The following is a 21,977-nucleotide window of genomic DNA, read 5'->3' as shown; positions in this document are numbered from 1 at the left end:
TGAAGCCTGCATTTTTGAAATACAGTCAACAGGGCATAATTACTGACTATATATAAAAGGCTTGCTGCATTCCCACAAATCGGGCAATTGTCTACATTGACTAACTGATAAACTTGTCATACTAACTTGCTAACTTTTTTGGCATAATATCAGCCAGTAATGCTGGCTTTTCTATCTTGCAAACAACTGTTTTCCAGTCCTGTATAAACGTCTCAGCGCGCTTCGTGATAATCCCCACGTTCCCCTACGAAAAACGCTTCGGGCTGTCTCTCCCCCCAGCGAAACTACCAGGGCCTGCAGCCGCAAAATGAGAACGAAATGACCAGCGTCAACTCTTTCAGCCTTTGGAACTCCGACATCACGGAAGCCTTCACCAATGCCATGCAGCACAGGGTGAACGTGCGCGTCAGGTGCTGCATTCTTCACGAAGGCAAACCTGTGGACATGCTTTTGCACGGCAAGTTTCGCAAGGTTGAGGGCCGCGAAGTGCAGTTCGTTGTGCGGCACAAGGAAATTACACAGGGGAAATGCAAATCTGAAGAAAACACCTGCGAGTATTTCTTCTGCCTTGACGAAAATACGCCCTCCGGCAGAGTTCGCCTTGGCCATCAGGGGCCAGGCCTGGTGCTTGAAGTCAGCTACAACGAAAAAAACGAACTGCGCAGCCTCTTTCTGCGGCTTGCCAACACCTGCTCCACGCGCCAGATGCGCCGTGACAGACGGGTACCCTGGAGCAAGGAGCGCAGCCGCCTTGCCGGGGTTATGCCCCTGGAAGAAGTGCCCGCCACCAGAGCTGAACTGCGTGATTTGCTGACCCTTTACTACAACTCCAGCCACCCCAATCCTCTGCCTCTGGTAAACATTTCCGCTGGCGGCGCGTGCGCCTGCGTCTCGGAAGAAATTGCCCAATTCTCCCGATCCGGCAACATTTTCTATCTCTTCTTCATTGTGCCCAGCAAGGCTCCGGCCTCGTCGCCTCCCCACATCTTTCTGTCAAAAAAAATGGGCATCGCCCGCAACGTGTGCGAAGAAGGCACGGGCCTGCGCCTTTTATTCGCTGAAGAGCTCAACTGGGAATCTCCTGGTCAGGCTCTCCAGTGGACTGACATCCTTGCCTCGGGCTCTGACCGCCTGCGCACCTGCCTTGAAGATTACCCCGATGATGAAGATGAGGCATTGCTGACCGCCTGAACCGCCTGCGTCAATTACGAACCTTCCCCACCATCCACGCCCCAAAGGCCGCACGGTCGGCTGCTTTCCCGCCCGGAGCATGAGCATTTTGCGCTCCACCTACAGGGGAGCGCATCAAGTGCCTGCCTTCCCGACGTTTACTCCACCCCGCTAGGGCGCGTACGATGCGCAACGCGAATTTGTGCCCCGCCCGGTCGTTTGTTCCACGCCCGCCTGGCGCGTAATGGCACATAAACGCGCAGCCCGACGGCGTACGCCCGATCCCGCAGCGCGTGAACTCTGCCCAAAACTTGCCCGTCCTATCCCGCAGCGCCAGCGCTTCCAACATGAGCGCGCCCCGAACCGTCAGAAACACATGCATTATTCATGGCACCCAATTTGCATAATTTTCCGCATCCGCTCTGGGCGGAAAGTTTGACCACACCCGCGCACGCGGCCATATCATAGAGGATACCGCCATGGAAATTTCCGGCATCAATGCATTCCACCCCATCACTTTTCTGCGCTCCGACAAGGACGATTCCGGTTCCACCCCCGCCGCTGTGCAGGATGTGGTCAACCTGAGCACGCCCAAACTGCTGGAAGACAACGAGGTGGATTCCGTTATGGATGACACCCTGAGCATGATTTCGCAGGACAATATGGCCGCGCTTTCGGTTCATGGCGGATTGAGCCAGAGCCGCGTTTACGCCCTGCTCGGCATCTAGATCAGATCCCCTTTGAAATGCTCCGCATTTCAATGTGTCTTCTGCCGAAAAATGCGATTTGCGGAGAATCCACGCCACGCTGCGTCTCGCTGCACTCTCGTGCCGCGTTGGAGCATGTACCCTTTTTCAAGGTAAAATGCTCTGACGTTGCGCATTGTTATGCATAATCACCTTCAAGGATTCGGCATACCCCTCATGCGCTGACCAGCGCTCATCCCCTGGCTTGCACGTTCACCGGGAACGCCGCTCGCATGCCTGCCAGCCAACGCCACCGCCAGAGCACGTTCAACGCCAACTGCCCCGAGTTCTCTGGCTGCAGCCAGAAGTTGCCCATACATGCAGTGAAAATTTGACACCCCAGCGGCCTTGGGGGTATTCTTGTCAGTCTGCGCAGGCACAGAACCCAGTTCTGTGCCGCGTTTTTTACCAACAGCACTGTATACCGCAGCCAGCACATGAGGACAGGGTGATGACCGATATCGACCGCCAGATGGCAATCATTAAGCGCGGCGTGGCCGAACTGATTGACGAAAACGAATTGCGCAAAAAAATCGCGCGCGGCGCGCCCCTGCGCATCAAGGTGGGCTTTGACCCCACCGCGCCCGACCTGCACCTCGGCCACACGGTGGTCATGCACAAGATGCGTCATTTTCAGGAGCTGGGCCATCATGTGATTTTTCTTATCGGCGACTTCACCGGCCGCATCGGCGACCCGTCAGGACGCTCCGAAACCCGCCCTCCCCTCACCGAAGAACAGGTGATGGCCAATGCCGAGACCTACAAAAAGCAGGTCTTCAAGATTCTTGACCCCGAAAAGACCGAAGTGGCCTTCAACTCGGCGTGGCTTGGCAAAATGGACGCCGCAGGCTTCATCAAACTGGCCTCCAGCTACACCGTGGCCCGCATGATGGAACGCGACGACTTTGAAAAGCGCTTTCGCGAGCAGCGCCCCATATCCATCCACGAATTTCTCTACCCGCTCTGCCAGGGCTACGACTCCGTGGCGCTCAAGAGCGATGTGGAAATGGGCGGCACCGACCAGAAGTTCAACCTGCTCGTGGGCCGCACCCTTCAGGCCCATTACGGCATCGAAAGCCAGTGCATTCTTACCCTGCCCCTGCTGGAAGGCACGGACGGCGTGCGCAAGATGTCCAAATCTTACGGCAACTACATTGGCATCGACGAAGCGCCCTCCGAAATTTTCGGCAAGGTCATGGCCGTTTCCGACGAACTCATGTGGCGCTACTACGAACTGCTTTCCGCCAAGAGCCTTGAAGACATCGCCAGCCTGAAAGAAAACGTGGCCAAGGGCGAAGTACACCCCAAGGCCGCCAAAGAAGCCCTGGCCCACGAGATGGTCAGCCGCTACCACAGCCCCAAGGACGCCGACGAGGCCCAGCAGGGCTTTAATGCCGTTTTTGCCGGGGGCGGCGTTCCGGACGATATGCCCGAACACAAGTGCCAGAGCGGCGACGACAGCACCCCTCCCGCCTTTCTTGAGGCTGCGGGCCTGGTCAAAAGCCGTGGCGAAGCCAAAAGGCTCATGAAGGAAGGCGCGCTTGCCATTGACGGTCAGCGCTGCGAGGACGCCCTGAGCCCCCTGAGCGCTGGCGAATACGTGGTCAAGCTTGGCAAGAAGCGCTTCTTGAAACTTATTGTCAGCTAGTGCACTGTTCATTTGAAATGCTTTGTGGGGGCGTGACCCTTTTACAAAAGAATCACGCCCCCACCCCCAAAACTCCTGGTATGTTTTAGCATCGCACAGAGTTTTTGCTGAAAAAGTATTGCCCCTGCGCAGACATCTGCGCAGGGGCAATATGATTAAAAAAATGCGTCTGCGGGCGACAGTCGCCCCTTGATTTTCACACGTTTTCAGCGGGCCAGCGCCATCTCCGCCGCAGCGGTGGCGTGCAGCACGGTCGTGTCCAGCAAGGGAAAACCCCCTTCCTGCTGGCGCACGAGCAGGCCTATCTCCGTGCAGCCGAGCACAACTCCCTGCGCGCCCCGCTCACGCAGGCTCTCAATGACAGACAAAAACTTTTGTCGTGAGGCGTCTTCAATACGCCCCATACACAGTTCATGAAAAATAATGTCATTGATCATGCCCCTGTCCGCAGCCTCCGGAATGAGCACCTCTATGCCCCGCCGCCGCAGCACGCCGCTGTAAAAATCTTCCTCCATCGTATAGCGTGTGCCCAGCAGGGCCGCCTTGACGATGCCTTGCCGCAGCAGCGCGTCCGCCGTGACTTCCGCCAGGTGCAGCAGGGGAATGCTCACGCCCGCCGCCACCTCCGGAGCCACCTTGTGCATGGTGTTGGTGCAGATGAGCAGAAAATCAGCCCCGCCCCGCTCCAGGCTTCGGGCGGCCTCCACCAGAATGGCCGCCGCATCGTCCCAGCGCCCCGCAGCCTGGCAGGCTTCAATTTCAGCAAAATCCACGCTGTACAGAAGGCACTTTGCCGAATGCAGGCCGCCGAGCCGTTGTTTCACAACACGGTTGATTATCTGGTAATAGGAAACCGTACTTTCCCAACTCATGCCGCCGATCAGGCCGATGGTTTTCATGTGTGCTCCATAGCGTTAACGTGCGCAGCGCCGCCTGTGCGGCCTCTTTTGTTATACGGGCTTTTGCTCTAATCTGCCAAGTGGAGGGCATATGCAAAAACTTTATGTAGCCATGGTGGGGCTGCCCGCACGCGGCAAGTCCACCTTGGCCAGACGCATTCGCGACGGCCTTACGGCCGAGGGCATTCAGGCCAGGCTTTTCAATAATGGCGACCTGCGCCGGGCCCTTATGGGGGCGGAATCCACCAACCCCGATTTTTATAATCCCACCAATGCCGCAGGCCGCGAAGCCCGCGAAATGATCTGCCGCCGCAACATGGACATGGCCCGCGACTGGCTGGCCGAGGGCGGCGAAGTGGCCATTCTGGACGCCACCAATGTGAGCCGCGCCCGCCGCCGCATGATTGAAAGCACGCTTACGGACTATCCCGTGCTGTTTGTCGAGTGCGTCAACGAAGACCAGCTTCTGCTCACGGCCTGCATCCGGCGCAAGACCACCCTGCCGGAATATGCGTCCTACAGCGAAGAAGAGGCGCTGCAGAGCTTCATGAAGCGCATTGGCTACTATGAGGCTATCTACGAGCCTCTTGAGGATGAAAAATTCTGGCTTTGCGTGGATTCCACCGCCAACCGTATTCTTGCCGAGCGCCCCTGCGAGGGCTCGCCTTTTTACCCGGCCATACGCGAGATCGTGGTCAGCGCCTGGGTGCACTGCCTGTACCTTGTGCGCCACGGACAAACGGAATTCAACGTGCGCGGCCGCATCGGCGGCGATCCGCCCCTGACGGCCAAAGGACGCGCCCAGGCCGAGGCCCTGGCGCGGCATATGCGCCATAAGGAAATTGACTGGGTTTTCACCTCCACACGGCTGCGCTCGCACGAGACGGCCGCGCCGCTGCTGGTCGAACGCCCCGGCGCCCATATCATGGCCTTCAAGGAATTTAACGAGATATGGGCAGGCGACTGCGAGGGCATGCTGTACAGCGAAATACGCGAAAAAATGCCGCAGGTTACCGCCGGGCGCAATGCCAACAAGTTTTCCTATGCCTATCCCAATGGCGAAAGTTACGCCATGCTGGGCGAACGCGTGCAGCGCGGCCTGCGCCGGGCCCTGTTTCTGGCTGGCGACACTCCTCTTGTGATCGTGGGGCATCAGGCCATCAACCGGGTGCTGCTGTCGCTTTTTTTGCGCCAGCGCAGTGAGGACGTCCCCTACATCTATATACCCCAGAACCAATATTATCACATCAGCCTTACACCGCGCCGCAAGGTTTTCGAGAGGGTTGCCTATCAGGACGATAGCAGATAAAACCTGCCCGCCCTTGCATTGTTGGCAATAGGTTTTACTTTTCAGTAAGCGCGAAGGTTACTCCCCGCGTTGCTCCTCTTTACCCTTTGCACAACACCTGATTTCTAGTCAGCAACACTCAAGTTAAAAGCCTTATAACCGATAGGCATATATGAAGTCGCCGCGCGTGTTGCCGTGGAGACAAAGACCGAAGGAATACTATGAAACTGCAAACAAAACTTTTGGCGGGTTTTATTGCCTCAGCCCTGATCACATTATCAGTGGGCATTTTCGCCGCTTCGCGGATGCACGACATGAGCAAGGCCGACAATTTTCTCTATACACGAGCTGTGGAGCCCATGGGCGACCTGCTCAACATCTCGGCCTACTTTCAGCGCATCAGGGTTAATTTGCTCGATTTTGCCACCACAAGTGATGATGCAGTAAAAGCACGCGCGCGCACCGTTATTCCCCAGTTTCGCGCCGTCATCGACAGCAGCGCCACAAAGGTTGAAGCCACCCTTATCTCTGATGAGGCGCGCAGGATCATAGCTGATTACAAGTTACGCCGCCAGGATTTCAGAAAGATGACCGATGAGGTCATGGCCATGGCCGAGGCAGGCCGCAAGGATGAAGCCTACGCCCTGCTGAGCGGCAAAGGCAGAGAAATTGCCACGACCTACCAGAAGACCATTGACGCCCTCGTGTCCTCCAAGCTTGAGCAGGGCGCCCTTGTGGCCAAAAACAATGCCGCGCTGGCAGATACCTCCAGCTACCTTCTGTTCGCGGCCCTTGGGTTCGGTCTTTTGCTTTCCATCAGCCTGGGCGTTTTGCTGACCCGCAACATCATGCGCCAGCTTGGCGAAGACCCCGGCTATCTGGCCGAGGTGGCGGGCGAAATAGCACGCGGCAATCTTGACGTGAACTTCCGGGTGCAAAAGCGCCCCGGCGGCGTATACCATGTGATGCAAAACATGGTGGCCACCATGAAGGACAAAATAGGCGAGGCCGAAGAAAAGAGCGCGGAAGCCGCCCGACAGGCGGAACAGGCGCATACGGCTATGAAAGAAGCCCAGGCCGCCAAGGACGAAGCCCTGCACGCAAGGGCCGAGGGCATGTTGCAGGCCGCCAACCAGCTTGAAAACGTGGTGAATATCCTCACCTCCGCCTCCGAAGAACTGTCCGCCCAGATTGAGCAGTCCAGCCGTGGCTCTGACGAGCAGTCGCAGCGCATCAGCGAAACAGCCACCGCTATGGAACAGATGAACGCCACTGTGCGCGAAGTGGCCAGCAACGCCGGCCACGCCTCGGAAATGTCCGGGAACGCGCGCACCCAGGCCCAGGAAGGCGAAGCCATCGTCACCAAGGTGGTGCGCGGCATTGACGAAGTCTCCAGGCAGAGCCAGGAACTCAAGCAGGACATGGACACGCTCAGCCATCAGGCCGAAGGCATCGGCCAGATCATGAACGTCATTTCAGACATTGCAGACCAAACCAACCTGCTTGCCCTCAACGCCGCCATCGAGGCTGCCCGAGCGGGCGACGCCGGGCGCGGCTTTGCTGTCGTGGCCGACGAGGTTCGCAAGCTGGCCGAAAAGACCATGTCAGCCACCCATGAGGTGGGCCAGGTCATCAGCGGCATTCAGGAAGGCACCCGCAAAAGCGTGGCCGGGGTGAACCTTTCCATCAATACCATTCAGGAAGCCACCAACCTTGCCAACCAGTCTGGCCAGACCCTGCGCACCATTGTTAACCTGGTTGACCAGACCAATGATCAGGTACGCTCCATTGCCACCGCCAGCGAGGAACAGTCCGCCGCCAGCGACGAGATAAACCGCTCCGTGGAGCAGGTGGCCGCCATATCCAGCCAGACCGCCTCGGCCATGGGCCAGGCCTCGCAGGCCACGGCGGAATTGGCGCGACAGTCGCAGGTTTTGCAGCGCCTTATCAATGAAATGAAGTCTGAAAGCAGCCGGGTCTAGAGCATTTTATCTCGGCAATGCTTAGTGGAGGAGGGGCCCTTTTGCAAAAGGGTCCCTCCTCCACGCCCCCACCCCCTAAAACTTTTATTTCCGACATAACGCAACAGGTTTTCTGATCTCAAGCGCGGGTTCCGGAGGCGGGGTTACGTGGCAACGCCGTCAAGGCATAAGGCCATCACAGGGTTTATCTGCTTTTTCCCGCTGCCGAAAAACCAGAGCTTTGAAGCAAAAAACAGAGGCCGTGCACCACATGAAGTGCGCGGCCCCTGTTTTTTGCGGCGAAGAATAGCTTATGAGTGAAACGAACAAGTGGTAACTACTCTGCTCCAGACAGTGTCGCCACGAGATGAATTTTCAGTCATATCAGGGAGAACAAGCCTTTTCTACAGGGAGTGTACTCTGATGGTACTCGACCGGAACAAAGGGCGAAGTTCGCCGCAGAAATACCAGGAAAGGCGCTCGTGACGGCACTGTCCAGAGCAATTTCATTTTGAAATTGCTCTGGCGGATGCGGGAGCAGACGCCCGCCGCGGAGGCGTAAGCGCAGCTTCAGCCGTTGCCCGTAGGGCTTACGGATGAAGACAGCATCGCTATTTATTTGCGCTGTTACGCGCCGAAGCGGGCGTCTTGGAAGCATTGAAAATGGATATTTTCAATGCGAAAATGCTATAAGAGATTCAGCATTCAAGGCATCCGGCCAGCCGGTTGAAGACCGCCGGTTCGGCCTGCCCCACATGCACGTCCAGCACGTCGTGCAGTTTGCTCACCTGTTTCACTATCTGCTCCATGCGGCCGTCATCCTTGACCACCAGCCACATGCGGCAGGTGGCCCCGTCGGCCTCGGGCGTGACAAGTATCCCTTCAAGATTATAGGCGCGTCCGGCGAAAAGACCGCAGATATGCGACATGACGCCGGGATGGTTGTTGACGCTCAGGCGCAACATGGCAAGGGCGTTTTTGATGGAACTGCTCATGACGGAATCCCCTCTATCATTTGACTGTTGGCCGCTCCTGGCGGCACCATCGGAAAAACCTTGTCTTCTGCCCGCACCTGCACTTCAATCAGGCAAGGGCCGGGCTTGCCAAGAAATTCTTTCAAAACACGCTGCGGGTCTTTTCCTCTGGTAAGCCGGGCCGCAGGCAGGCCAAAACCCTTGGCGATCTGCACAAAATCCGTGCGGGTGGTGTAGGCGGAAGCAGTGATGCGCCCGTCAAAGAAAAGGTCCTGCTGTTGCTGCACAAGCCCCAGCCCGTTGTTGTTGCACAGGATGATCTTTACATTGGCCCCGGTTTCAGCGGCAGTGGCCATTTCCTGAATATTCATGAGCAGGCTGCCGTCGCCGGTAAAACAGACGGCAACGCCCCCGCGCCGCTCCAGCGCCGCGCCTATGGCTGCGGGCAGGCCGAAACCCATGGTGCCCAGGCCGCCGGACGTGAGCCACTGACGCGGGCGGCTCATGGGGTAGGCCTGCGCCACGCGCATCTGGTGCTGGCCCACATCTGTGGCGATGACGGCATTGTCATCCAGCAATTTCGCCACATGGCGAATGATGCCGTAGGGGGAGAGGATGTCGTCCTCCCTCTCAAACCGCAGCCCGTGCGCGGCCTTGCGGGCGTCCACGCGCGCCAGCCATGCGCCGCGCTCGCGCGGCTTCACCAGGGGCATGAGCGCCCGCAGGGCCTGCGCTGCGTCCGCCGTCAGCCCCACCTGCGGCATGCGCAGCTTGCCCACTTCGCTGGCGTCGATGTCGATATGGATAAGCCCGCTCTTGGGGCAAAAACTGTCCAGACGGCCTGTGGCCCTGTCGCCCAGACGAGCGCCAACCACCATGAGCACGTCGCATTCCTCCACCAGCATGTTGGAGGCGCGCGCGCCATGCATGCCCAGCATGCCCACGGCAAGATCATGCCCGTGCGGCACAACGCCGAGCCCACGCAGGGACATGACGGCCGGGATGCGCTGCTGTTCCATAAACTCCAGCACAGCGGCGGCGGCCTCCGGCGACGACGTGCCGCCGCCAAGCAGCAGCAGCGGCCGTTCCGCCGCGTTGAGAAGCTCGGCAGCCCTGGCCAGGGACGCGCTGTCGGGCGTGGGCATGGGCTTGGCCACGCCGGGGTCGGGCAGGCAGTCTATCTCGATGGGGGCCACCTGCACGTCACGCGGGATGTCCACAAGCACCGGGCCAGGGCGATCGCTGACCGCAATGGAAAAAGCCTCGGCAATGACATGCGGCAGTTCTTCCGGAGAGCGCACGAGAAAATTGTGTTTGGTCGCCGGGATGGACATTCCGTAAATGTCCACTTCCTGAAAGGCGTCAGTGCCTATCATGCTCTGGGGAACCTGGCCGGTGATGCAGACCAGGGGCACCGAGTCCATACGGGCGTCGGCAAGAGCCGTGAGGGTATTGGTTGCTCCCGGCCCTGATGTGGCAAAGACCACGCCAGGGCGGCCCGAGACCCTGGCCATGCCCTGCGCTATAAAGCCCGCGCCCTGCTCGTGGCGCGCCAGAACATGGCGGATATTGCCGCTGCGCCCAAGCGCGTCGTACAAGGGCAGATTGAAACCGCCGGGAATCCCGGCAATGCAGGTAACCCCCTGATTTTCCAGCAGGCGTATGGTTAATTCGGCTCCAGTAAGACGTAACATCGCCACAAGGCTCCTTTTGCGTTGGCTGGGGCTTGCTGGCAGGGTTTTCGGGTATAAAAAAACCCCGCCAGCTCGCGCCGGCGGGGTTCACATATACCTTTTGCTCTTCCCTGCTTATGACGCGCCTAAAGATCGGTCCCGTACTACTAGGCCGACCATAACGAGGCAAATCATGCCGCAGAGGAAGAAAGAAATGTTGTACATTGTCATACCGCTTGTAAAATTACAGCCGAGTCCACCAGCTTGTCAACAGATTTACGGCGGAGTTTTCAATCAGCCCCGTCCGGACGCATCCTTCGCCTTTTTCTTGCCCTTGGCCGGAGGCGTCAGCAGGCGCACGGCGCGCACTTCGTCAATGCGCCTTCTGTCCATGCGCGTGATTTCCAGATCCCACCCCTGATAGTGCAGGTGCTCGCCTTTTTCGGGTATGCGCCCAAGGCGCTCCAGAATGAACCCGGCCAGGGTCGCGCTGTCGAGGCGCTTGGGCAGGCTGATGCCAAGCCAGCTGGCAAAAAGGTCAATGGTAAGTCGCCCGGGCATGACCCAGCTGCCGTCGGGGCGGCGGCAGGCTTCCGGCCCGGCGGGCATGTCGCCCATCTGCCCGGCCAGCACACTCAAAAGTTCCGCCGGGGTGATGATGCCCACCACGCTGCCGTATTCGTCGCGCACAAAGGCCAGAGGCGAGGGATGGGTGCGAAACTCCTCCATAATGACAGGCAGGGGCGTATGCTCGAAGATGGTGGGGGCTGGCCGGATGAACTTGGTCAGGTCCCATGGCCCTTCAGGCTGCTCGCCTTCGCGCATGAGAATGTCGCCGGGATGCACCACGCCAAGCACCTCGTCAGTATCGCGGCGCAGCACTGGCAGCCATGCCAGCCGTGACGACGCGGCATGTTTGCTCACGGTTTCCCTGTCGGCATTGCTGTCCAGCCAGTTCACGCGCTGGCGCGGCACCATGATGAACCGGGCCGTGCGCCCGCCAAGGCGGATGACGCGGGCCAGCATGGCCCGTTCTTCTGGCGCGAACAGCCGCTCTTTGCTTTCTCCTGCCAGGGCGGCTGCGTCGAGCTGGGCATCACCCTGCCCCGGCGCGCTGCCGCCCAGAATATTCAGAATCACGCGGGCCGTGGACTCGCGCATGTCGCGCATGCTGAATCGTCTGCGGCGGTTGCGCAGCGCCCACTGATTGCACATTTCAACCAAAAGGGAAAACACGATGGCCGCGTACATGTAGCCCTTGGGAATATGAAAGCCCAGACCGTCGGCCAGAAGGCTCAGGCCGATCATGAGCAAAAAGCCCAGGCACAGCACAATGACCGTGGGGTGGCGTTCCATAAAGCCCAGCAGGGGCCCGGCGGCCATGACCATAATGCTCATGGCTATGACCACGGCCAGCATCATGATGGTGACATGTTCCACCATGCCCACGGCCGTGATGATGGAGTCCAGCGAAAAGACCGCGTCCAGCACCACCACCTGAAAAATCACCTGCCAGAATCCGGCATGGTGTTCAGTTTCGCCGGCGTATCTGCCGCTGTGCCCTTCGAGCCGGTCATGCAGCTCCATAGTGCCCTTGAGCAGCAAAAAGACGCCCCCAGCCATGAGTATGAGGTCACGCGCCGAAAAGCCGTGCCCCCCAAGCACAAACAGGGGCGTGGTCAGCGTGGCCAGGCGGGCCATGACGGTGAGCAGGATCATGCGCATAAGCAGGGCCAGCCCAAGCCCCACCAAAAAAGCCTGCCGCTTGCGGTCGCCGGGCAACCTTCCCACAAGAATGGAAATAAAGACCAGGTTGTCCACGCCAAGCACCACTTCCAGCAGTACCAGCGTGCCCAGACCGGCCCAGGCGGAAAGCTGCGTCACCCATGAAAATTCCAGCATATATACTGCTCCGGGGCTGTGCCCCTTCTTGTAAAACAGACTCCCGGCGGCCATGGCCGGGCGTGGCCTCAAAAAGACAAAAGAGGGCCGAAGCCCCCTTTTGTCAATAGTCTGCTGCGCCCGAAGGCGCGATATCCAGCGCAGAGTACCCTTGAAACGCTTGGCATTTCAATTTGTCGTTCTGCAAAAAAAGCGATTTTTGGCAGAATCCACGCCACGTTGTGGCGCGCCGCACGCTCGTGCAGCATTAGAGCATGCGCCCTTTTTCAAAGGCAAAAAATGCTCTAGGCCGGACAGGCGAACCCGCCCGGCTCTGGCGAGTCAGATATCATTATTCAGCGGCAAGCTGAATGCGCTCAAAGCCGGTGACGGCGATTTCATCGCCAACGGTCTTGCCGGTTTCACGCACGATGTCGCTGATGGTCTTCTTGTCGTCGCGGATGTAAGGCTGTTCCATAAGGCACACTTCCTTCTGGAACTTCTTGACCGCGCCGTCAGCGATCTTGTCCACGATGTTGGCGGGCTTGCCTTCTTCCAGGGCCTTCTGGCGGTACACTTCGCGTTCGCGTTCCACAGCGGCCTGGTCCAGGCTGGCGGCGTCAAGAGCCATGGGGCTGGCGGCGGCCACCTGCATGGCGATATTTTTGGCCAGTTCCTGCACTTCGGGCTTGGCGGCGCTTTCGGCCTTGCCGCAGGTCAGAAACACCAGCACGCCGATCTTGCCGTTGGCGTGGATGTACTGGCCGATCACGGAGCTTTCGCCGGGCTTGGTGTGACGGGCAAACTTGCCGATCTGCATGTTTTCGCCCACAGAGGCGATAAGCTGGGTCACTTCTTCACCCATAAGGGCTTCAAGGGCCACGGCGTCGGCAGGGGCATTGTCCAGCACGCTCTTGGCAAGCTTGGCGGCCATGGTCTGGAACTGCTCGCCACGCGCCACGAAGTCGGTTTCGCACAAAAGTGAAGCCATGGCCACGGTCTTGCCGTCATCGCTCAGGGTCACGGTCACAAGACCTTCACTGGTGGCGCGGCCCGACTTTTTGGCAGCCTTGGCCATGCCCTTCTGGCGCAGCCAGTCCACGGCCTTTTCCAGGTCGCCTTCAACTTCCACCAGGGCTTTTTTGCAATCCATCATGCCAGCGCCAGTCATTTCGCGCAGTTCTTTTACCAGTTGAGCGGTAATAGCCATTGTATTCTCCAAAATGCGTCCGGCCTGAAGCCGGAGTTATCAGATAGGCTTGAGTGTTGCGGTGCTGCATCCAAACAGGGGCAGCGCAGCCATCTATACTGGTTGCGCTGCCCCCAAAATGCGAAAGCAGAAAAGCCGGTTATTGGGCGGGAGCAGCTTCGGCCACGGCCTCGGCAGCGGCAGCCTTTTGCATGGCTTCTTCAGCGTTGGAAGCTTCGCCCTTGTGATCCTTGTTCATGGCTTCGCCTTCCATGCAGGCTTCGGCGAAGGCGGCCACAAAGAGCTTGATGGCGCGGATGGCGTCATCATTGCCGGGGATGATATAGTCGATGACATCGGGGTCGCAGTTGGTGTCCGTGACGGCCACGATCGGGATGCCGAGCTTGCGGCATTCCTTGACGGCGATGTCTTCACGATGCGGGTCGATGATGAAGGCAAGCTGGGGCAGACGGTCCATGTTCTTGATGCCGCCGAGGGTTTCTTCCAGCTTGTTCATTTCGCGTTCCAGAAGCAGGATTTCCTTTTTCTGGTAGCGGTTGATGCTGCCGTCGGCAAACATGACTTCCAGCTTCTTCAGGCGATCAACGCTCTTCTGGATGGTGACAAAGTTGGTGAGCGTGCCGCCCATCCAACGGTTGGTCACATAGTACTGCGCGGCGCGACCGGCTTCGGCGGCCACAGCTTCCTGAGCCTGGCGCTTGGTGCCGATGAACAGAACCTTGCCGCCCTTGGCAACGGTGTCCACAACTTTGTCGTGGGCGATGCGGAAGAGCTTTACGGTCTGCTGCAGGTCGATGATATGGATGCCGTTACGCGCGCCGAAAATGTAAGGACGCATCTTGGGGTTCCAGCGGCGGGTCTGGTGACCGAAATGCACGCCGGTTTCCAGCATTTGCTTCATGCTGACGTAAGCCATTGGGATTCCTCCAAAGGGTTGTTTTCTTCCACCCACGCCCTGACCCTGCAACCCGGCGTTGCGCCTTTGGCGCAAAAAGAACGCCGCCACACGCGGCATTCCACCGGGCACCCCGGGCCGCTGCCTGGGTGTGCTTGATAGAAAGGGAGTACATACATGATCAAACCACGCTTGGCAAGCGTGGCCGCGCCCTTTTTGACCGGCAGGGCGACTCGCGGCGCAATTCTGTTGCATTGCCGGGCTGTTGCCCTCTTGCCGGGCCGACATGGGGGGGAGAGGGGGCGGGCAACGGCCACGGCAAAAAACTTCGACACGCCGCCGCACCGTGACGCCGAAAGAGGCTCACGACCTGCGACCTGCCGCCCCTTTTCAAACCCCGCCCCAGCCCTTATAGTTTAGATTCATTTGCCGTATACACTAAACAGGCCCCAAAATTATTTGCAGGAATTACTATGAACAACAACGGTTTTACTCTTGTCACCGAACGGCATCTCCACGAAGTGGACGGCATGGCGCGGCTGTGGCTGCATGAGGCCACGGGCGCGCAACTGCTTTCCATCAGCAATACAGATGAAAACAAGTGCTTTGGCGTGAGCTTTCGCACGCCGCCCACCGATTCCACCGGCGTGGCCCATATTCTCGAACACTCCGTGCTCTGCGGTTCCGACAAGTACCCGGTCAAAGAGCCCTTTGTGGAATTGCTCAAAGGCTCCCTGCAGACCTTTCTCAACGCCTTCACCTTTCCGGACAAGACCTGCTATCCCGTGGCAAGCTGCAATCTGCGCGACTTCTATAATCTCATCGACGTCTACATCGACGCCGTCTTCCACCCGCGCATCAGCGAGGACATCCTCAAGCAGGAGGGGTGGCATGTGGAAGCCCCCAGCGCCGACGGCCCCTGGTCCTACAAGGGCGTCGTCTATAATGAAATGAAGGGCGTCTACTCCTCGCCCGACTCCGTGCTCGCCGAGCAGAGCCAGCAGGCGCTTTTTCCCGACACCCTGTACAGCCTTGACTCCGGCGGCAATCCCGAGCGCATCCCCGACCTCACCTATGAGGCTTTTTCCAGTTTTCACAGCAGCTACTACCACCCAAGCAACGCCCGCTTCTTTTTCTGGGGCGACGACCCCGAAACCGAGCGCCTGCGCCTTGTCAACGAGGCCCTGAAGGACTACGCGGCCCGGCCAGTGGACTCCGCCGTGCCCCTGCAAAAACGCCTGGACACCCCGCGCCAGATTGAAGTGCCCTATGCCGCCTCTGAGGGCGAAAAGCGCGCCCTGCTTACGGTCAACTGGCTGCTGGGCGAACGCGGGGACGTGGACCAGGCCCTTCTTATGGAGATGCTGGAGCATATCCTTGAAGGCCTGCCGGGCTCGCCCCTGCGCAAGGCGCTCATCGCCTCCGGCCTTGGCGAGGACACGACCGGCTGCGGGCTTGAGACAGACCTGCGCCAGATGTACTACTCCACCGGTCTCAAGGGCGTGGCCCCAAGGGACGTGCCCAAGGTCGAGATGCTCATTTTTGAAACCCTGGCAGAGCTTGCCGAGGAGGGCATCCCCAAGGCTGCGGTGGAAGCCGCCGTCAATTCGGTGGAATTCGCCTACCGTGAAAACAACTCGGGGCGCTTCCCGCGCGGTCTTTCGGCCATGATTCAGGCCCTGTCCACCTGGCTGTATGACGGCGACCCCCTGGCCCCCCTGGCCTGGGAAGCTCCGCTGGAATCTCTCAAGGCGCGCATCGCCGCCGGTGAGCCGGTGTTCGAGCAGGCCATAAAAGACTGGTTCCTGAACAACGAGCACCGCGCCACGGTCGTGCTGCTGCCTGACGCAAACCTTGGCAAAACCCGTGAAGAGGCCGAAAAGGCCCGCGTGGACGCCGTGCAGGCAGCCGCCGACGCCGCGGCGCGCGCCGCCATGGCGGCTGACACCCTGCGGCTTGAGGAAGTGCAGAGCGCGCCCGACAGCCCGGAGGCCCTTGCCAGCATACCCGCCCTGGGCCTTGACGATCTGCCGCTCCACAATGCGCCCATACCGCGCAACATTGTGGAGCTGCCGGAACCCGCGCTGAGCCATGAACTGCCCACCAGCGGCATTGCCTACGCGACCCTGCTGCTGCCTCTGGCCAACGTGCCTGACCGCCTTGTGCCCCTGCTGCCCCTGTTTTCCCGCTGCCTGACCGAAATGGGCACCGCGCGCCGCGACTTTACGGAGCTCGGCGCGCTCATGGCGGCCAAAACCGGCGGCGTGGGAGCCGACCCCTTGCTGGGAACAGTGCGTGAAAGCCGCCATACCGTGAGCTATCTGGGCGTCTCCGGCAAGGCGGTCTACGACAAGTTGCCGGATCTCTTCGCCATCATGCAGGAAATCCTTCTGGAACCCCTCACGGACCAGAAGGTCATTGAAGAGCGCCTGGGCCAGATGCTTCTGGAAGCCAAGGCGCGTATGGAAAACGCCCTTCAGGCCGCAGGCCATGCGGCGGTCAGCGCCCGTTTGCGGGCGCGGTTCACGGGGGCGGGCGCTCTGGCCGAGCGCACCTCCGGCCTGAGCTATCTTGAAAGCGTGCGTTCCATGCTCGAACGCCTTGAAGCGGAACCGCAAACGCTCATGGCCGACCTGGAAGAATTGCGCGCCCGTATCGTGGCCCGGCCCGGCGCGATCTTTGACTGCACCGCCGAGGCAGCGGGCCTCGCCCAGGCCGAAACACAGGCGCGCCAGCTGCTTCAGGCCCTGCCGCCTGTTCGCCCCGGCGCGGCCAGCGGCATTGGCGAAGCCCCAATGAGTCTGCCCGAAGCCGAGGCCTTCATCGCTCCGGCCCAGATCAACTATGTGGGCAAGGCCGCCAACATCTATGACCAGGGCTATGTGTACCACGGCTCGGCCAGTGTCATCCTGCGCTATCTGCGCATGGGCTACCTGTGGGAGCGCGTGCGCGTGCGCGGCGGCGCGTACGGAGCCTTTTGCAATCTGGACCGCATGGGCGGCACCCTGGTGTGCGCTTCCTACCGTGACCCCAACGTGGACGCCACCCTTGAGGCCTTTGACGGCATGGCCGAATTCTTGCGCGGCTTCGCGCCGGACAAGGCCCAACTGACCCAGGCCATTGTGGGCGCCATCGGCGACCTGGACAGTTACCTTTTGCCCGACGCCAAGGGCGCGCAGTCCCTGAGCCGTTGGCTCACCAACGATACGGACGCCGCCCGCGCGGTCATGCGTGAAGAAATCCTTTCCACCACTGAAAAGCATTTTCGCGAGTTTTCCGAAGTGCTGGCAGAGGCCGCCAAAACCGGGCACATCTGCGTGCTGGGCGGCCCCAAGGCTGAAGCCGCCGCCCAGGAACACGGCTGGCAGAGCAGCAAACTGATATAATTGCAAAAGCGGTGGGGCGGGCTTAAAGCCCGCCCCCTGACGGAATATATCGACAACAATGTCAATGCGCAGATCGTGCGCAGCGTGCTTGAACTGAGCCAGAGCCTTGCCATCAGCGTCGTGGTTGAAGGCGTTGAAGACAAAGAGCATCTCCATTCATTCACCGCCATGGGCTTTTCCACCTTTCAGGGGTATTTTTTCAGTCGGCCCCTGAGCGCGAAAAACTGCCTCCCTATATCAGCGCCAGCGACACGAACCAGCGCCCGTAAGACCTCGTCTCCACCCGTCCGGCGGCAGGCATGAATCCGAATGGCGAAAAAACTTGTTCCCGGCCAGCGCGGCGGCTATGCTGCGGAAAGCAGGGGCCCTGTCACTGACCACGCCCTTGACGCGCCCTACCCGCGCCCCTGCCGCGCGGACAGTCAGCGCTCGCGCCCCGCGGCGGGCATCGGCGCGCACAGCCGCCAAAACGGCCTCACTTTGAAGCGGCCCTGATTTCAGTAAATTATCACTACGTGACAATGGAAAAATCCATGCGCCTGCTCTTCTGTACCCATGCGATCGATAACGGCGGCTCCGGCCGCAGCCTGTTCGTGCTGGCCCGCCAATTGTCGCACCGGCACGATATACAGGTGCTCAGCATGCTGCCCCCCGATCCGGCCAAGGCAGCCCGGGGCAACTACGCGGACCTGGGCATTCCTGTACATGTTTTTCCCCATCCGTCGCTGAAGCTGGTGTACGCGGGGTGCGCCGCGCCGCCTGAAGCCACCGCGCAGGGGCTGCCCTCGGCCCCGGATCTGCCGCAAACCCTGCCCGCCTGGGCTGAAGCCGTATGCTTTAACGGTTTTCCCTGTACAAGCCTCATCCCTTTTTTTCCAGAGCAGCGCAAAGTGCTCATCGCCCGTGAAGTGGTGTTGGAAGAATCGCCGGAACTGGACGCCACGGGCGAGTTTTTGCGGCAGCACCTTCACGCGGCGGCAGCCATCGGCCCGGTGGAAGCCCGCCAACTGGCCCGGTGGGGCATCCCGCACCGCATCGTATACAATTCTCCGATGAAGCCGCCGCGCTTTCACCCGCTGCCCCCGGCCCCGCCCGTGCGCTTTGGCTTTTTTAGTGAACTGCGCCCGCAAAAAGGGCACGACATCCTGCTGAATGCCTGCCTTGAGGCTGCGACGGTTCTGCGCGCCCACCGGGCTGAAGTGCATTTTTACGGCGTGGACGCCACAAGGACGGACCATCCCCTTGTGGGGCAGATCCTGGCCTTTCTCGAGCGCACGGGACTTGAAGACATTGTGCGTCTGCACGGCTGGACCGACAATGTGGAGCAAGCCATGCTGTCCATGCACTGCATGGTCAAGCCGGACGGCGCTGGCCACCCGTGGACGCGGGACATTATTGAGGCCCTTTCGCTGGGACGCCCGGTCATTGCCACTGGCACGGAGGAGGGCTTTATCCGGCATGGCGAAAACGGTCTTTTGCTGCCGCCCGGCAACGAATACGCTCTGGCCGCCGCTCTGGCGCGCATGGCTGAAAACCCCACGGTGCTTGAACTGGCGGGCAGAAAAGCCGCCGCCACCGCAGCGGCCCTTTTTCATCCCATTCGCAATGCGGCAGGCATTGAGAGCCTGCTGACAGGGCAGGATCGCGGCCATGCCTGATCATTCCCACGCGGCCCGCTCCGGGACAGAGGCATGCCCCGCGCCGGAGCCGGCGGGCAAGAGCGGCGGGCAGCGGCTTGAAGGCCGCATCGCCGCGCCGTCCTTTGTCATTGCCGCCAACGTCGCCGACAACGCATTTTTTCTGGCCCGCAAGGTGGATGAAGTGGGCCTGTGCCTTTTTGAAACGCGCGGCTGCCTCAACTATGGGCCGGATGATCTGCCCGCCGCTCTTGCCGAACTGCCCCTGCGCTGGCATGCCCACCTGCCCGTGGACCTGCCCTGGCCCGCACGCGCGGCCGCAGGCAAGGCCCGACCGGCCAGCGAAGCCGCCCGGCTGGCACTGGCCGTGCTTAACAGGGTTGTCACCCTTGTGCCCCATATGACCTTGCGGGCCGCCGTGCTGCACCCGCCCGAGGGTTCCCCCGCGTTTCAGCGCCGCATGCTGGCGGATTTCGCGACGCACTGGCACGCGCAGGGGCAAGCCGCGCCACCCCTGCTGCTGGAAAATGTGGCGCATAGTGATGTGCTCTGTCTCGGCGGCAGCTTCCTCGCAGACCACGGCCTGGGCCTTTGTCTGGACGTAGGGCACCTCCTGGGCTATGTTCAAAACGGGCTGCTGCACTCCGCGCTGCCGCGTCAGGCGGCCATGCTGCATTGGAGCGCTCCGGGCAACGGCGATCAGCATCTGCCGCTCACTGCCCTCACGCCGGAGCAGCGGCATATCGCGCAGAGCCTTATGGCTGACGCGCCGCTCACAGCCACTCACATGATCGAAGTTTTCAACTGGGACGGCCTCTCGGCCTCATTGCCTGTTTTGGCAGCCCTTGCGGGCGAATCCCGGTGACATGGCAGCTGGCCCGAAAAATTTCTAGAGCAGATTTAGTTTGAAAATGGACATTCTCAAGGTTTAAGACACGCTGGCTTCGGCCCATAACAGCGCAAATAAACAGCGGTGCTGTCTTCGCGGGAGCCGTTGCCCGAAGGGGTTACGGATGGCGACAGCGATTGCATGGGACAAACCATGTCGTTACGCATGCTGTCTTCAAGCGTAGTTTCGCGGCAGCCGTTGCCTGCAAGGCTTACGGATGGCGACAGCGATTGCATGGGACAAACCATGTCGTTACGCATGCTGTCTTCAAGCGTAGTTTCCTGCGTCACAACGCTTTAAGCCTGCGTCACAACGCTTTAAGCCTGCGTCACAACGCTTTAAGCCTGCGTCACAACGCTTTAAGCCTGCGTCACAACGCTTTAAGCCTGCGTCACAACGCTTTAAGCATCCGTAGCGATGCTGTCCTGCCCCGTAAGACGGTTCAGGCAAACCCTGCGGGCAACGGCTGAAGCTGCGCTTACGCCTTTTCGCTACGGGCGACTGCTCACGCAGTCGCCAGAGCAAGTTCAAAGTAAAAATGCTCTAACGGCCAGAAAATGAAAACCGCGCTGCCGCGCAATCAGGGGCCATTCCCCCGAAGGATGACCGCCATAATGCTGCCCAATACCGAAATTGTCGCCCAGATGAAGGAGTGGCGACAAAATCTGGACAAAGACGACCGCTGGTGCATTCTCATCAATGCGGACCCTGACGCTCTGGCCTCGGCCATGGCCCTGAAGCGCCTTCTTCTGCCCAAGGTGCACAATGCCGATATCGCCCGCGTCAATGAAGTGACCCGGCCCGACAATCTGGCCATGATCCGTTATCTGCGCATCCCCGTGCGCGCCTGGCAGCCCGAAAAGGCCGACCAGTACACGCGCTTTGCCATTGTGGATTCGCAGCCGCACCACCACAAGGCATTTCAGGGCATACCCTTCGACTGCATCATTGACCACCACCCCCTGCCGACGGCCAATGGCGGGGCGGCTGCGCCCCTGCACCCCTCCTTTTGCGACATACGCCCCGGGCTTGGCGCCACCAGCACCATCATGACGCGGTATTTTCAGGCCCTGCGCCTGCGGCCCAGCCCCCGCCTGGCCACAGCCCTGCTCTACGGCATCCGCACGGACACGGCGGCTTTTGAACGCTCGGGCGACGAGGACGATTTTCGCGCCTACCAGTGGCTGTCGCGCCATGCGGACAACAATTTGCTGCGCCGCATCATACGCAGTGAATACCTGCGCGAATGGCTGCCGCTTTTTTCGCGGGCCTTCCGCAGCCTTACCGACTGCCGGGGCAACGGGGCCTTTGCCTGGCTCAATGAGGTCAACAGCGCCGACCTGCTGGTGGCCGTGGCGGATTTCTTCACCCGTGTTCACGGCCTCAAGTGGATTGCGGTCAGCGGCATTGTGGACAAAACCGTCATCGTCATCTTTCGTGGCGACGGCGCAAGGGATATTGGCCGTCTGGCCGACGCGTGCTTTTATGATGTGGGGCAGGCCGGAGGGCACCGCACCCTGGGCCGGGCAGAGTTCAGCCTGGACGCCGTGCCGGAAGACATGAAACCCACCGACTTTGTGCTCAAGCGGCTTGAAACCCGCAAGTTGCGGCCCCAGACCGCCCACGGCGCTGCGCCAGCCCCTCAGACGCATACGGAAAACGAACCTTCAGACAATAAAAAGAAATAAAATCAGCATAATAAAAAAATATCCCACTTTTT

At 60.1% G+C, this 21,977-nt stretch carries 18 protein-coding genes; 11 read left to right on the top strand and 7 right to left on the bottom strand.

Annotated elements, in window-relative coordinates; translation table 11 throughout:
* The first annotated feature begins 318 nt into the window (after positions 1-318).
* From BCS36_RS04820 to tyrS, 3 genes are all read left to right on the top strand, one after another.
* On the top strand, positions 319-1,191 hold the full coding sequence (locus tag BCS36_RS04820; RefSeq protein WP_291301777.1) for a hypothetical protein: 873 nt from the start codon (positions 319-321) through the stop codon (positions 1,189-1,191).
* A 458-nt stretch (positions 1,192-1,649) separates the two neighbouring features.
* Positions 1,650-1,898: a hypothetical protein gene (locus BCS36_RS04815; RefSeq protein WP_291301776.1), complete on the top strand. Its 249-nt coding sequence runs from the start codon at positions 1,650-1,652 to the stop codon at positions 1,896-1,898.
* Positions 1,899-2,367: 469 nt separating this feature from the next.
* A complete protein-coding gene (gene tyrS / locus BCS36_RS04810; protein ID WP_291301775.1) occupies positions 2,368-3,564 on the top strand; it encodes a tyrosine--tRNA ligase in 1,197 nt (398 codons plus the stop codon).
* A gap of 206 nt (positions 3,565-3,770) precedes the next feature.
* On the opposite strand, the gene BCS36_RS04805 is transcribed toward tyrS, so the two are convergent.
* On the bottom strand, positions 3,771-4,463 hold the full coding sequence (locus tag BCS36_RS04805; RefSeq protein ID WP_291301774.1) for an aspartate/glutamate racemase family protein: 693 nt from the start codon (positions 4,461-4,463) through the stop codon (positions 3,771-3,773).
* A 91-nt stretch (positions 4,464-4,554) separates the two neighbouring features.
* Between BCS36_RS04805 and BCS36_RS04800 the strand changes: the two genes are divergently transcribed.
* Both BCS36_RS04800 and BCS36_RS04795 read left to right on the top strand, forming a co-directional pair.
* Entirely contained in the window at positions 4,555-5,772 is a 1,218-nt protein-coding gene (locus BCS36_RS04800) for a 6-phosphofructo-2-kinase/fructose-2,6-bisphosphatase (RefSeq protein ID WP_291301773.1), read from the top strand.
* Between the two features lie 200 nt (positions 5,773-5,972).
* Positions 5,973-7,733: a methyl-accepting chemotaxis protein gene (locus BCS36_RS04795; protein ID WP_291301772.1), complete on the top strand. Its 1,761-nt coding sequence runs from the start codon at positions 5,973-5,975 to the stop codon at positions 7,731-7,733.
* 677 nt (positions 7,734-8,410) lie between these two features.
* Here BCS36_RS04795 and BCS36_RS04790 read toward each other — a convergent pair.
* The 5 genes from BCS36_RS04790 to rpsB form a co-directional block, all read right to left on the bottom strand.
* Complete coding sequence (locus BCS36_RS04790; protein ID WP_291301771.1) at positions 8,411-8,707, bottom strand: ACT domain-containing protein; 297 nt, start codon at positions 8,705-8,707, stop codon at positions 8,411-8,413.
* Positions 8,704-10,380 (bottom strand): acetolactate synthase large subunit, encoded by a 1,677-nt coding sequence (gene ilvB / locus BCS36_RS04785; RefSeq protein WP_291301770.1) that lies wholly within the window; start codon positions 10,378-10,380, stop codon positions 8,704-8,706. Before ilvB ends, BCS36_RS04790 begins: the two co-directional genes overlap by 4 nt.
* A gap of 273 nt (positions 10,381-10,653) precedes the next feature.
* Positions 10,654-12,261, bottom strand: coding sequence for a transporter associated domain-containing protein (locus tag BCS36_RS04780; protein ID WP_291301769.1), 1,608 nt, complete (start codon positions 12,259-12,261; stop codon positions 10,654-10,656).
* Between the two features lie 331 nt (positions 12,262-12,592).
* On the bottom strand, positions 12,593-13,450 hold the full coding sequence (gene tsf / locus BCS36_RS04775) for a translation elongation factor Ts (protein ID WP_291301768.1): 858 nt from the start codon (positions 13,448-13,450) through the stop codon (positions 12,593-12,595).
* A 139-nt stretch (positions 13,451-13,589) separates the two neighbouring features.
* The gene (rpsB, locus tag BCS36_RS04770; protein WP_291301767.1) at positions 13,590-14,366 is read right to left on the bottom strand and encodes a 30S ribosomal protein S2; all 777 of its coding nucleotides are present in this window, start codon (positions 14,364-14,366) and stop codon (positions 13,590-13,592) included.
* A gap of 452 nt (positions 14,367-14,818) precedes the next feature.
* Between rpsB and BCS36_RS04765 the strand changes: the two genes are divergently transcribed.
* The 5 genes from BCS36_RS04765 to cbiR are packed head-to-tail and all read left to right on the top strand — an operon-like array spanning position 14,819 to position 20,233.
* Positions 14,819-17,731, top strand: coding sequence for an insulinase family protein (locus BCS36_RS04765; RefSeq protein ID WP_291301766.1), 2,913 nt, complete (start codon positions 14,819-14,821; stop codon positions 17,729-17,731).
* The gene (locus BCS36_RS04760) at positions 17,732-18,034 is read left to right on the top strand and encodes an EAL domain-containing protein (RefSeq protein WP_291301765.1); all 303 of its coding nucleotides are present in this window, start codon (positions 17,732-17,734) and stop codon (positions 18,032-18,034) included.
* 6 nt (positions 18,035-18,040) lie between these two features.
* Positions 18,041-18,226 carry a hypothetical protein gene (locus BCS36_RS04755; RefSeq protein WP_291301764.1) on the top strand — a complete coding sequence of 62 codons (186 nt, stop codon included), beginning with the start codon at positions 18,041-18,043 and terminating at the stop codon, positions 18,224-18,226.
* 26 nt (positions 18,227-18,252) lie between these two features.
* A complete protein-coding gene (locus BCS36_RS04750) occupies positions 18,253-19,389 on the top strand; it encodes a glycosyltransferase (RefSeq protein ID WP_291301763.1) in 1,137 nt (378 codons plus the stop codon).
* The gene (gene cbiR, locus BCS36_RS04745) at positions 19,382-20,233 is read left to right on the top strand and encodes a cobamide remodeling phosphodiesterase CbiR (RefSeq protein WP_291301762.1); all 852 of its coding nucleotides are present in this window, start codon (positions 19,382-19,384) and stop codon (positions 20,231-20,233) included. The genes BCS36_RS04750 and cbiR overlap by 8 nt, the downstream gene beginning before the upstream one ends.
* A gap of 56 nt (positions 20,234-20,289) precedes the next feature.
* Here cbiR and BCS36_RS04740 read toward each other — a convergent pair whose 3' ends face one another.
* The gene (locus BCS36_RS04740) at positions 20,290-20,547 is read right to left on the bottom strand and encodes a hypothetical protein (RefSeq protein WP_291301761.1); all 258 of its coding nucleotides are present in this window, start codon (positions 20,545-20,547) and stop codon (positions 20,290-20,292) included.
* Positions 20,548-20,871: 324 nt separating this feature from the next.
* Here BCS36_RS04740 and BCS36_RS04735 point away from each other — a divergent pair, with 324 nt between their 5' ends.
* Positions 20,872-21,945, top strand: coding sequence for a DHH family phosphoesterase (locus BCS36_RS04735; protein ID WP_291301801.1), 1,074 nt, complete (start codon positions 20,872-20,874; stop codon positions 21,943-21,945).
* Positions 21,946-21,977: the final 32 nt, after the last annotated feature.

Source organism: Desulfovibrio sp. MES5, assembly GCF_002237645.1.
Lineage (GTDB): Bacteria > Desulfobacterota > Desulfovibrionia > Desulfovibrionales > Desulfovibrionaceae > Desulfovibrio.
This window is presented reverse-complemented; position numbering and strand designations above follow the sequence as displayed.